Below are 12,375 nucleotides of genomic sequence, written 5' to 3'. Positions count from 1 at the left end.
TGGCCGTGGCCCCGGCGCGGTCGACCATCGTGGCTTTCTTCGTGGTGACGGGCCGACGGCCTACACCGGCATTCGGGCCTGGAACTGCCTCGACTGCCAGTCCCGCAGCGCCTGCTTGATCCGTACGTTCTCGTCGCGGGTCATCGCCAGCTCGGCCCGCACTGCGGCCAGCTCGTCGGCGACCAGGTGCAGGAAGGCGCGGACCTCGGTCGGGTCGAGACCGCGCCGGGTGCGGTCCAGGAACTGACGGTCGCGGACCAGCCCGGGGCTGATCGGCGGCCGGGCCGCAGCGCGGTAGTGGCGGGCACCGGCGTTGCGGGTGTGCGGCCGGGACTGCTGCCGGGTACGCCGGGGGAACAGAACGAGGTGGAGAAGCCTGCGCACGGTGGAACCGCCTTTCGCATTTCGACGGGATCGCTGTCGGGTGTTTCTGGTCAGGGGCGAGATTCGGGGGTACGGCCGTCGCGCTCGACGACGCCGGGCCGCCGCAATGCGTGTTTGAACACCGACAGCAGCATCATCTGGCCGGTACGGGGGCCGCTGACGACGGTGCCCATCACCGCGATCATGGTCACGTGCGGAATGTCGTGACCGTGCCGCAGATGTGACACCCGGATCGCCACCGGTCCGTTGCCGAATGCCCAGTCTTCGGCGCGCAGCCGCAACACGTCGCCGACCTTGATCAACGGTTCACCGGACAATTTCGCACCACCCTCCGCTGTTGCCGTTCTCCGGCGGGTGTGGGAACTCCGGCGGCGACAGGCCGGCAACGGTGAGCACAGTCCGGATCCGGCGGGCACGTGGCACGTCACGCCGGTCGAGGATCGCCAGGGCCATGGTGAACGGTGCGCAGAACGCCACCGATCCGCAGGCCGGGCATTCGCCGGTCCGTAACGGCAGGTGCTTCTCGGCGGTCTCCCGCGCGTGCCGCAACACCCGTTCGGCGTCCGCGTCGACATCCACGTCGGCATCGGAGCCCGACTCCTTATTGATCATCGACTTCTCCCGTCCAAGAAGATCTGACGACATCCACCCTGGACGCAGCCGGTCCGCAGTGGAAGGATTTCCACCAACAGAACCCGTTCCGAAGTTTCGATCTTGAATCGGGAAGGACCGGTAATTCGTGACCACCAACGGGGTTCCTCGCATCCTCAAGTTCCTCCGTACGCTCAACGGCGGCATGACGCAGGAGCAGTTGGCGCAGCGGTTGAGCGTCTCCACCTCGCTGATTGCCAAGTTCGAGACGGCCCGGCAGATCCCGCTGCCGGACACCGCCGTGCAGATCGACGAGGTCTTCGGCAGCGGCACGCTGGTGCAGGAGACCGCCGACAACGCCCGCCGGGCCGTCCCACCGGACTGGTTCCAGCCCTGGCCGGAGTACGAGGCCGAGGCCGAGATGCTGCGCGCGTACCAGTCGACCTACGTCCCCGGCCTGCTGCAGACCGAGGCGTACGCCCGCGCGGTGCTCGCCGTCGGCATGCTCCCGCCGGAGGTGGCCGAGCAGCGGCTGGCGCACCGGCTCGCCCGCCAGGTGACCGTCTTCGACCGCAGGACGCCGCCGGTCACCTCGTTCATCGTCGACGAGGCGGCGCTGCGCCGAGGCGACCCGGTGGTGATGAAGGAGCAGCTGCTGCACCTGGTGGAGATGTCGCGGCGCGACCGGCTGCTGCTGCACGTGGTGCCGCTCTACGCCGGGCTCTACGCCGGACAGTCCGGCAACTTCATCCTCGGCACGCTGCCGGACGGGGCGACGGTGGCCTACGCGGAGAACCCGTTGGACGGCCGCACCTAGCGCCAGCAAGATGTTCGCCTCCGTCGTCATACTGCAGCTCGTCGACGAAGGCACAGTCGACCTCGACGGGTCGGTCGAGACCTACCTGCCGGGCCTGGTCCGCAGCCCCGGCGTCGACCCCGACACGATCACCGTCCGCCAACTGCTGCAGCACACCAGCGGACTGCCCGACTACACCGACTCGATGTTCCCGGAAATGATCGACATCCCGCCGTACCAGCACATCTACCTCGAGCCCCGGGACCTGCTCGACATGGCCAACGCCATGGAAGGCCGGCCGGCCGGCACCTGGGCCTACAGCAACACCAACTACCTGCTGGCCGGTCTGATCGCCCAACGGGTCACCGGCCGCCCGTTCAACGAACTGGTCACCACCCGGGTCATCGAGCGGCTCGGCCTGCGCGACACGTACGCGCCCGAGGTCGGCGAGGAAGGCATCCGGGGCAGGCACCCCAAGGGTTACCAACTCGACGACGCCACCGGCGAGCTGCTCGACTTCACCCGGATGGACCCGAGCTGGGGGTGGGCCGCCGGCCAGCTGATCTCCACCCCGGCCGACCTGAACACCTTCATGCGGGCGCTGCTCGACGGCAAGCTGCTCAAGCCCGCGCAGCTGGCCGAGATGCGCACCACCGTCTCCGTACACCCGCAATCGGACGTGCGGTACGGGCTCGGTCTCTTCAGCACCCCGTTGAGCTGCGGCGGGGTGGCCTGGGGACACGGCGGCGACATCCCGGGCTACTCGACCGCCAACGGCGCCACCGACGACGGTCGGGCGGCGACCCTCACGGTCACCTCGATGACCGGATCGGTGACCGACAAGTCCGTCGCCGCCGAGCGGGCCGCGCTCGTCGACGCCGCGCTCTGCGCGAAGTGACCCGCAGCGGTCGAGGGCGGTTCAGCAGCGGACGAGTTCGTCGATCAACGTCCAGTGCCCGTCCTCGATCGCCTGGTCGTAGTCCAGATTCAGCAGTGTCCGTACCACGGTGGTCAGCCGGCTCACGGTGATCCGCTGCGGATCGTTGGCGACCGACAGCTGAACGACGACCAGCTTGACCATCGTCCACAGCCGCCGGGTCTCGACCCGGTCGAGGTCACCGAACATCTGCTCTGCCAGTACGGCGGTCCGCTCGATCGCCGTACTGGCAATGCCGTAGTCAAGGCCGGCCAGTGCGGCCCGGTTCACCAGATCGCGCCGGACCCGCTTGGGCAGCCGTTCGACGGCTTCGACGTGCGACCGCAGGGGTCCGCCGATCAGTTCCTGTATGTGCACGACGCCGTCAGCGGTGAACCAGGCCCCACGGTCGTCGCGGTACCACCGCCAGATCCGCCCGGGACTGTCGAAGGTAGCCCTCGTCGGCACGACCACGTGCACGCTGAGCGCCCGGTGCAGGTCCCGGGCGAGTTTGCGCAGGTGTGCCGCGCCGCTGGTGCCGGAGAGCTCCGCCGGATGTTTCGGCAGCAGCAGAATGTCCTGGCGGTTCCAGCCGACGGTGTGCCGGATCTGCGCCGCCACTGCCTGCGGATCGTCGGTCTCCTGGCTGCCAAGATGGACCGTGCCGGTCGAGTCGATGTCGACCACGACGGTGGTGACGCCCGGGTGGTGCGGCAACGTCTGCGGGTCGAGCGGGGTCAGGTCGCTGGCCCGGGTGGACTCGACGACCAGGACTGCACCGTCGCGCAGCGCCGTGGTGTGCGAGTGCGTCGGCGGCCCGGCCAGCGGTACGGCCTCCGGCAGGTTCAGCGCCTTGGCCGCAGCCGCCGTCACGGTGATCACCGCCGCGTTGCTGACCGTCAGGTCGATCGTGATCGGCTGGTGGACGGTGTGCGTCCCGGTGATCCGGAAGGTACCGCTCGAAACCAGGTAGACGTACCCCTCGGTCTTGTCCTCGTGGGTGTGCTCGACGGTGGCCGACACCGTGAGCGGATCCGGCCTGTCTTTGCTCGACGCCAGTTTGAATTGCAGGACCTCCTGATCGCGACTGTTGGTGACGGCGGTGTCGGTCTCCGTCTCGTCGCCGAGTTCCCGCACGCTCTCGTTGGTGAGCTTGACCGAGTAGAGGTACGTCAACGTGTGCGGCAACAGCTGGACGGTCGGGTCGGCGATCAACAGGTGACTCAGCCCGGGGATCCTGACCCCGCCGGGTTGCAGGATGCGGTCGCCGAGCCCGAGCAGCACCGCCGGGACGACCTGTGTGGCCAGGTGGCCCTCAGTGCCCGGAGCCAGCCAGGACGGCGGGTGGGGCAGCCGGTCGGTGTGCCGGAACACCGTGTTCTGCACACCCCGGACGGCCGCCGCCAGCATCGACCTGTCGACGGTCAGATCGTTGAGCAGCACCTTCGATCGGACCTTGCCTTCGATGGCTTCAAGACGCCGCGCCGAAAGGTCGTAGTACGGCAACAGGTCGGCCGGCCGGCGGTTGCGGTAGACGACGACCTGGGTCACCGCGCTGCCGACCGGCAGCATCGGGGTGTCGGTGGTCAGCGCGGTCGGATAGTGCAGCCGCAGCGTCCCGGGCAAGGTACGGGTCTGGGCCGGCTGCGGTCGTTGCCGCGCCCACCAGGCGGTGATCGGGCCGGCCTGTCCGAGACTCATCCAGACCACCATCTCGGGTGGGCTGGACACCGTGGCGGTCCGGACAGTGAAGATCCACGGGTGGGTGTACTCCTCGAAACCGACGTACTTGCGGGAGTCGGTGGTCGCCTTGTTCGCCCTGTCGTCGATCTTGAGGCGTTCCTGCCGGCGGTCGGAGTTCGACACGGCCACCGTCCGTACCCGGTTCCGGCCCAGCGCCCTGCCGAACAGCCGGACAGCCGCTCCGAGGGCCTCAGCCGACCCCGGCACCGACAGCCCACCGCCACGACTCCACTCGAAGCCCCGGACGCGACGGTCCTCGCGCTGGACGCCGCCCTGGTGGTAGGTGTCCGACTTCTCCTTGGCCGGCAGGCTGCCGATGTGCGTACCCTGGCCCATCCGGGCGGTCACCGTGACCATGTCGACGGTCCACCCGTACCAGGTCTTGCGCGGCAGCAGCAGGTGCAGGGCACCGTTGGCGCCGAGGTACGGGGCGAGGACGTGCAGGGCGTCGGCCTCCAACAGCATGGCCAGTTTGTCCTGCCGTCGGGCGCCGACGCTCCACGCCTGGCTGGTCCCGGTGACGTGGGGCAGCAGGGTGAGCACCGTCGGCATGACGTCGTCGGCGTTGGTCATCTCCGCCACGTCGCCGAGGCCGAGCGACTGGCCGGAGGCGACCGTCGGCGGGAGGTGGCGCCGGTTCTCGCCGCTCGCCACGAACTGGCCGACGAGTGCGTCCGTGACCGAAGCAGTGAGCGCCGGCGCGGGCAGGTTGTACCGGTCAGGGAAACGCAGCGTCTCGGTTCGCAGCAGCACGGCGGTCATCGACCCGGCCGGGACGAGCCTCGTCTCGGTGACCATCGTGTCGTCGGCGCCCTTGCGGGTCGCCCGTACCTCGAAGACGGTGTGGAACTGGTACAGGTCACTGGCGGTGGTGTCCTTGGCGGACCGGCGGTTGATGCCGCTGATGCCGTGACCGGACGAGTGGTCCCAGAGCGTGAACGCCGCCTGGCCGCCGTAGGTGCCGGTCAGCCCGATGGCGGTGCCGTCCTGCGCACGCCGCAGTCCGAGGGTGACGAGCAGCCGCCAGGGCCACTTGATCCTGTACGCCGCCGATGTGTCGAGACTGCTGTTGACGTCCTTGACGTTCTCCGGACCGCCACTGAACTGCGAGCCCCGCTGCAGGTCGACATCTGTCAGCGCTTTGACCGGGTCACGCAGGATGTCGACCGGACGCGCCTGGTAGAGCCGCCGATGGACCGTCAGGTACCACGACGTGCCGTCGACGGCGGTGTACAGGCCCAGGTACGTCGTGCCGGAGGGGCTCATCGCGTCCGCCGGCCCGAACCGGTCCATCACCCGTACCGCGGTGGTGATCATGTCCTTGTCGACCTGGTCGACCTCCATCTCTTCGGGGTAGCCGAGCAGCTCGCCGATGGCCGCCAGCACCCCGGCGGTCTGCGGCGGGGTCAGCGGAGTCGAACCTGGCGGCAGCTTCACCTCCGGACCGGGGTCGGCGAGATCGAGTTCGCCGAGCTGCGGTAGGGCGTCGACCCGGTCGCTGTCGAGCCGCCCGATCGTCGTGACCACGCTCTCGATCGAGGTGGTCGCCGGCGGCAGATGTGCCTTGCCCGTCAGGTCGAACACCGCCGTCTCCACGTGCAGCAGCGCTTTGTACCTGCCGCGCACCCCCGCGCCGGTCAACTTGATCCGCCGGTTCCCCCGATAGCCGACCATGGCACTGTCGGAGTGCACCTGGCTGAACGCCAGTTCCGTGCCGAAGTTGACCCCGCCCTGCACCTGCCAGTCGCTACCGGGACCGAACTTCGTGCGCCCGACGACCGTCCCGTCGATGCCGATCTGCTGACCGGTGGTCACGCCGGTACGGGTGACCACCTTCCCGCCGTACTTGGCCGACGAGTCGATGGTCAGCTTGTCGTCGGACCGGGCCGATCCGGCGACGCCGAACAGGGACTGGTCGGTGGCGTCCCCCTCCTGTTCGATCCAGAACCTGACGTACGCCAGGTACGTGCCGAGTTCGTACGACGCCAGCAGGCCGCTGTCGGCCGCCTTGCCGTGCCCGGTGAGCAGGGCGCTACCCGAGAAGTGGGCCGCGAAGTGGCGCTCCATGGCTGCGGTCTCGACCGGTGACACGGCCGGCTTGGTGAGCCCGCTGAATGCCGTCCGGATCGAGTGCAGCACCGCCGGAAGGACCTGCTCCACCTTGCTGATGCCGGTGACCATGGGCAGCACGGTGAACGGCTGCTGGATGCCGGTCCGCGCCGGGGTCAGGAACGTCAGCGGGGTCAGGGCGCTCGTGCTGCCGGCCTCGTCGCGGGCGGCGGCGAGGAAGGTGCGGACCTGCCGCGTGAAGCGCCGTCTGACCCCGACCTCGGGGGTGACGACCACTTCCGCGAACAGCGGCTTGTTCATCAGCAGCGCGTCGGTCGTCCGTTCGACCACGGCCTTCTGCGCATGCTGACTGGCGTCGCCGACGTTGATCCCTTTCGCCGTTGCGCCGCCGAGGATGCCACGGACGATGCCGCGACCCGGGGTCTCGACGACGTCCCCGGTCTGTGGATCGGTCATCTCGTTGATCCCGAACCCGACGCCGACGTTCGCGGCCAGTTGGGCGCTGCTGCCGTTGCCGTCCTTGCCGGCGGCCTTCGTCCCGCCCAGTGCGTCCAGCCGCAGGATCGTGTTCGACAGCCGGTCTACGGCCCAGGTGTGCGGGGAGGGACTGGTGACCTTCGGCGTCAGGGTCAGTGTCAGCTGGTCGGTGCGGGTCCGGCCGTCGAGGGTGTGCGGTACGGACAGCAGCAGCGCCCCGGACGCCAGGTCACGCGGATGGTGGGTCAGCGTACGTTCGCTGAGGAACTCCGCGATGGACTTCAGCACCTCCGGGCGGGCCCGCCGCTGGTGCACCACCCCGTTGGCGTCGGTCGTGTCCGAATGGTAGTGATCCAGCAGCCGCGATCTGATGGCACCGAGGTCGACCGAGACGACCTTCTTCCAGGCACCGTCGAGATCGCCGGTGACGGTGCCCGGCGACAACTGGTCCCGGGAGCCGTCGGGCGGGCGCAGCCCACTCAGGTCCGGGACCAGCGTCTCCTTCAGGTAGCGGACGGTGAGCGGCTTGCCGATCAGCACCGACCTCGCGGCCTGCGCACCACCGATCCGACGTACGGTGATCCGGGGTTCGGGGTAGTCGAAGTAGCCGGGTGCCTTGAAGCTCTTGATCGAGGTGGCGTACTCCGCCATCGTGATCACCGACTGCCCGGTGCTGGTGGTGACCGCGGCGGTCGCCGCCACCGCCGCCACCACCCCGCTCTCCGGCGGCAGTCCGATCGCCGGGGTCGACACCGCCCCGGTCTGGCTCGTGGCGGTGACGGACTTCGGCGCCGACCGCGCACCGTACGGCACCGCGAAGTTGACCTCGCCGGCCTTGAACGCCGGCCGGGGGACGGCCTGACCCAGCCTCAGCCGTACCTCGTACATGTTGCCGCCGGACGATACGACGTCGCCGCTGTTCGCCAGGTTCCGCAGATAGTGGTCGTCGGTCAGGTCGGCGGCCAACTGGCGGGCCACGGACTGCGACAGCGACGTGAGCTGGGTGACCCGGTCCGCGAAGCCGCCGAGGTCGGTCAGGCCGGAGTCAAACTGCCCGTCGCCCAACGCGTCGAACTGCTGGGCGTGCGCCGGCGGCCCGAACGTGATCCCGTGACGCTCACCGGCGAAGTCGACGTACCGCTGCACCAGTTCGGGCCAGTGCCGCCGGTCGACGGACCGCAGACCCGCGCTGAACGCGTCGGACAACTGCACCAGGCGGGTGCCTTCCGGCAGCGTCTCGCGTACCGCCTGGTCGAGCTCGCCGGGGTTGTTCACCAGCAGCACGACGAGGTTGGCGCCGTGATCCGGAGCCGTCTCCTGGATGAGTTCGTCAAGCTTGCGTGTCTCGTCCCGGCCGACTTCGACGACCTCGCCGGACTCCCGGTCCACCGCAGCGAAGATCACCGCCGTCGGCGGTACCGGCGCGTCGACCCGCAGCCCGTGGAACACGGCGTCCAACAGCTGCAACGTCCAGGTGGGCGCCTTGTCGAAGGACCCGTCGAACTCGAACACCTTGGCGACACTCACGGTGAGCCCGTCCGAGACCGTGTTCCAGCCCGGCACCCGCATTTCCTGCTCGACGTGATCGACGTGCTCCGCGTGATCCACGTGCTCGACGTGCTCGACGTGATCCACGTGCTCGACGTGATCCACGTGATCCACGTGCTCGGTGGCGGTGGCTGCCGCCGCGACGGCGCTTTCGCCAATTTCCTGCAGTTGCTGCTCGATCAGGTTGATTTCGGCCGTGAGCGACGCGGCCTCCGCAGGGATCGGCGCGCTCGACGATCCGGTCGTCAGCATGGTTCGTTCGTCGACCAGTCGTTCGAGGCGTTGCCGCAGTGCCTCGACGTTCTCGGGGGTCTGCGCGGTCTGGTCGAGGGTGCCGGGTCGGTAGTCGTGTGGGGCCAGCAGCAGGCCGGAGACGCCGTCATGGTGTGCGAAGTCCGGCCCGGTCAGCGGAACCCGGTCCGGGGTGAAGGCGATGAACCGCAGGTCGACCAGCCCGACCGGCGCGACCTGGCTCGGCGAACGGCTGTCGTAGGAGGTCACCGGGTCCTGGCCGGCGGGAGCCGTCACGTCGACGAACATCAACCCCGACGAGTGGTCGTTGACCAGCGCGAAGGCGTGGGTCGGCGCATTGGGCGGACCGGCCGTCAGGTACGCGACGGATCCTGGCACGTCGCGCAACAGGTCGGCGACCTGCTCGACACCGCCCGCCTGTCGCCAGGGTTGCCCGTGGTCGATCGCGAACCGCTGCGCCGGCCCGGCCTCCAGGTACGCGGAGTCGCGCACCACATTCGGCCGCTTCGCGAGTACGCCGGCCCTGGTCAGGCCGGTGTCGACGTTGTGCAGCTGGGGAAGGCAGTCCAATGGCTGCGGGTCGGCCAGGCGCGCCTGCTGCAGCGACCGCGCCGTGTCGGCGGTCGACCCCACCGTACGGGTGGCCGGCCCCGCAGTGGCAGCGGTGGCCGGCTCCGGCGGTTTGGGGATCGTGCGCCAGAACGCCAGCACTTCCTCGCGCCACCGGTCGGTCCGCGCGGCGTCCGCCGCCCGCACGTCGGCGTCGGCTCTGGTGGTGTACGACGAGAACACATCGCCGTTGGCCTGCTCGTGATCGAGCCAGAGTTTGCTGTGGCCGCCCGAGTTCAACTGCTCACGGGCCAGGTAGACGAAGTCCTCACGGTAGTCGGCACCGATCTGGTCGAGTACGTCACGGGACAGACCACGGTTGTACGCCAACTGCTGGAACCCGTCGCGGGCCTCGACCACCGCCCGGTTCGACTTGATCTCGCCGATGAACCGGTCGGACAGGTTGTCGAGGTCGAGCAGATCACGGTACGGCGCGGTGGTGATGTCCTCAGGACGGGAGTTCGTCGGCAGTGACTCCTCGAACACCGCCCGGAAGTCCTGCTTGAACACGTTCCAGGCGCGATCCAGCGCGGTCGCGCCCAGCTCGGGGAAGTACGCGGCGACCTCGTCGAACGTGCCCCGGGCCTGATTCAGCGTACGTTCGAAAGCGGCCTCGGCCGTGAAGGCGTCGTACAGTCTTGCCTGGTTCGCCGCTACGGTTTCCAGCAGGTGTTCCAGCGGAGCCCCGTTGCCGGCGTCCAGGGCTTCGCGGTACGCCGCCCGCACCGTCTGCTCCCAGCGCCCGTTGACGGCCGCCAGCCCTTCGGGGGACAGCGTGGACTTCGGGGTGCCCAGCTGCCAGTCGACGTACGCCTGGTTGAACAGCTCGACCTGGATGTGCCGCAGACCGTCCGGGCTGTCCAGTACGCCGGGCGGGGCCTTGCCGGTGGTCGCCTCCCACAGCTGTGCCGGTGACGGGTACGGGTTGTCGCCGCCGTCGAGCAGTTGCCCCACCGTGGTGATGTGCTCCTGCCCGCTGCCGAGCCGGTCCCGTACATGTCCGGGCAGGGCCTGGTCGCGCCACCGGTCGAGGTCCGGGAACGGCTGGTCCCGCCGACGGCCGATCAGGTTCGCGGCCTGCCGCTCCCCGGCGTCGGGGTGCAGGGCCAGTTTTGCCTCCTGCTGGGTCAGCGGTTCGGAGATGCCCAGGTCGTTCTGCCGTTGCGCGTTGAGTTTCAGCAACTCGCTCGGGCGCACACCGCGTTCGAGACCTTTCTGGTACGCGGCCAGGTCGGCACTGTCCAGGTCAAGATCGTGCAATCGTTGCTGGATGTCGGCACGGTGATCCTCGAAGGGGTTCAGCCGGGACTCGGCCAGCAACCGGTTCAGGCCGAGCCACTCGGCGTCGGTGACGCCGAGAACCTTGCGACCGTCGGCGCGCTCGGCCCAGCTGCGGCCGTCCTGCCCGCGCTGGTCGGGATGCGGGCTGAACAGTTCCGCGCGGTCCAGCAGGTTCCCGTACTCGCTGTCCAGGGCCTGCCGGGCCTCGGTAGTCAACTGTGGAGTCCAGGGTTGTGCCTGCGACTGCGGCGACGGCGGCGGTGTCGTAGCCGGCTGCGACTGGGAGGTGCCCGCATCCCGCATCGTCGGCAGCACCGGATCCGGTGGGGACACCGACTGCGTCTGCGGCGAGAGCGTCTGCCCCGCCTGCGCCGTCGTCGACTGCGTCTGGGGCGTCTGCGACTGCGCCGTCGTCGACTGCGTCTGGGGCGTCTGCGACTGCGCCGGCGTCTGCTGAGGCAGGTCGGCGATCGTCGACGGCCGGGCCGGGGCGGACGAGGTCGACGTCGGCCGGTCGAGGCTGCTCACCGAGGTGCGCGGGGAGTTGTCCGGCACGACCGGGGCGGGGACGACACTCGCCGAGGTCTTCGGGGCGGTCCCCAGGTTCGCCGGCGGGAGCGACCCCGCGCGCGCCTCGCCAACCGGACGCACCGCCGACGGCTCACCTGTCGGGCGTACCGCCGAGGGGCCGCCGACCGGGCGTACGACCGGAGCCTCACCCGGCGGACGCACCGCCGGTGGGTCGACGGTCAGCTTCGGCGGCAGCGAGACACCGCTGTTGGTGATGCTCAGGTCCACCTTCGGCGGCGACGTGACCGATCCGATGACCGGCGCGTTCGGTACCGACTGCGCCGGCACCGGCAGGGGCGGGCCGACCGACGCGGGCAACCCGGTGACGGGCCCGGGGCGGGAGGTGGCCGGGACCATGTCGTGCAGGCCCGGTACGGCACCTGACAGGCCCATCGCGGCCGAGATGCCGATCACGGTCGGATCGGCTTCGTACTTCACTCCGTACGCCGTCTTGACGATCGCATCGGGGCCGAGGTCCACCGCCATGTTGACGCCGACGTTGGAGATGACCTCCGCCGCCGGCCGGATGACGGCCTGGCTGGAGCGTACCGCCGCACTCGCCACCTGCGCCGGGGTCCGGACCGCCGGCGGCACCACGGCGGCGCCGTTGCGGGTCGCGACCTGCAACGCCGCGACCAGCCCGTCGCCCACCTGCACGGTGGTGATCCGCGGCATCCCGGCCGAGACGATCCGCAGCGCCCGGCCGAAATTGACCGACACGTTCACCACGACCCGCACCAGGCTGGACAGCAGTACGGAGACGGCCCTGGTGATGGCGGCGAACAGCGGCCCGATGGCGAACGTCAGCGGGGTCAGCACCACCCCGATCACCCCGACGATGATCTCGATGGTCCGCATCTGTTCCTGTTCGGCCCGCGCGTCCCGGACCTGCTGGGCGAAGTCCTGGATCGCCTGGCCGACCGCGATCATCTCGTTGGCGACCGGCACCACCGTGTTGGTGACGATCCCGTCCCAGGCCTGCACCGCCCGGTCGCGGCCGGTGCCCTGCCAGGCGATCTCGCCGAGCGGCCCGGTGATCCCGCCGGCCTGCCGGTACAGCTCGTTGCCCAGGGCGACGAACGCGTTGCCGAGGCTCTGGATCTGCTGGTCGTCGATCTCCGTTGGAAAGATCGGCACG

6 protein-coding genes are annotated in these 12,375 nt (G+C 69.6%); 2 read left to right on the top strand and 4 right to left on the bottom strand.

The window, feature by feature from the left end; all coding sequences use genetic code 11:
- Positions 1-60: 60 nt before the first annotated feature.
- The 3 genes from O7608_RS05995 to O7608_RS05985 all read right to left on the bottom strand — a co-directional run bounded on the left by O7608_RS05995 (position 61) and on the right by O7608_RS05985 (position 996).
- Positions 61-360, bottom strand: coding sequence for a DivIVA domain-containing protein (locus O7608_RS05995; RefSeq protein WP_289210800.1), 300 nt, complete (start codon positions 358-360; stop codon positions 61-63).
- Positions 361-434: 74 nt separating this feature from the next.
- Positions 435-701, bottom strand: a complete 267-nt coding sequence (locus tag O7608_RS05990; RefSeq protein WP_289209016.1) for a hypothetical protein — start codon at positions 699-701, stop codon at positions 435-437.
- The gene (locus O7608_RS05985) at positions 691-996 is read right to left on the bottom strand and encodes a hypothetical protein (RefSeq protein ID WP_289209015.1); all 306 of its coding nucleotides are present in this window, start codon (positions 994-996) and stop codon (positions 691-693) included. Before O7608_RS05985 ends, O7608_RS05990 begins: the two co-directional genes overlap by 11 nt.
- 127 nt (positions 997-1,123) lie before the next feature.
- On the opposite strand from O7608_RS05985, the gene O7608_RS05980 reads away from it, so the two are divergent.
- On the top strand, positions 1,124-1,792 hold the full coding sequence (locus tag O7608_RS05980; protein WP_289209014.1) for a helix-turn-helix domain-containing protein: 669 nt from the start codon (positions 1,124-1,126) through the stop codon (positions 1,790-1,792).
- Between the two features lie 10 nt (positions 1,793-1,802).
- Positions 1,803-2,669: a serine hydrolase domain-containing protein gene (locus tag O7608_RS05975; RefSeq protein ID WP_289209013.1), complete on the top strand. Its 867-nt coding sequence runs from the start codon at positions 1,803-1,805 to the stop codon at positions 2,667-2,669.
- A gap of 21 nt (positions 2,670-2,690) precedes the next feature.
- Here the strand turns inward: O7608_RS05975 and O7608_RS05970 are convergent, their stop codons facing one another.
- Positions 2,691-12,374, bottom strand: a complete 9,684-nt coding sequence (locus O7608_RS05970; protein ID WP_289209012.1) for a hypothetical protein — start codon at positions 12,372-12,374, stop codon at positions 2,691-2,693.
- Position 12,375: the final 1 nt, after the last annotated feature.

The sequence above is a fragment of the Solwaraspora sp. WMMA2056 genome, assembly GCF_030345095.1.
Classification (GTDB): domain Bacteria; phylum Actinomycetota; class Actinomycetes; order Mycobacteriales; family Micromonosporaceae; genus Micromonospora_E.
This window is presented reverse-complemented; position numbering and strand designations above follow the sequence as displayed.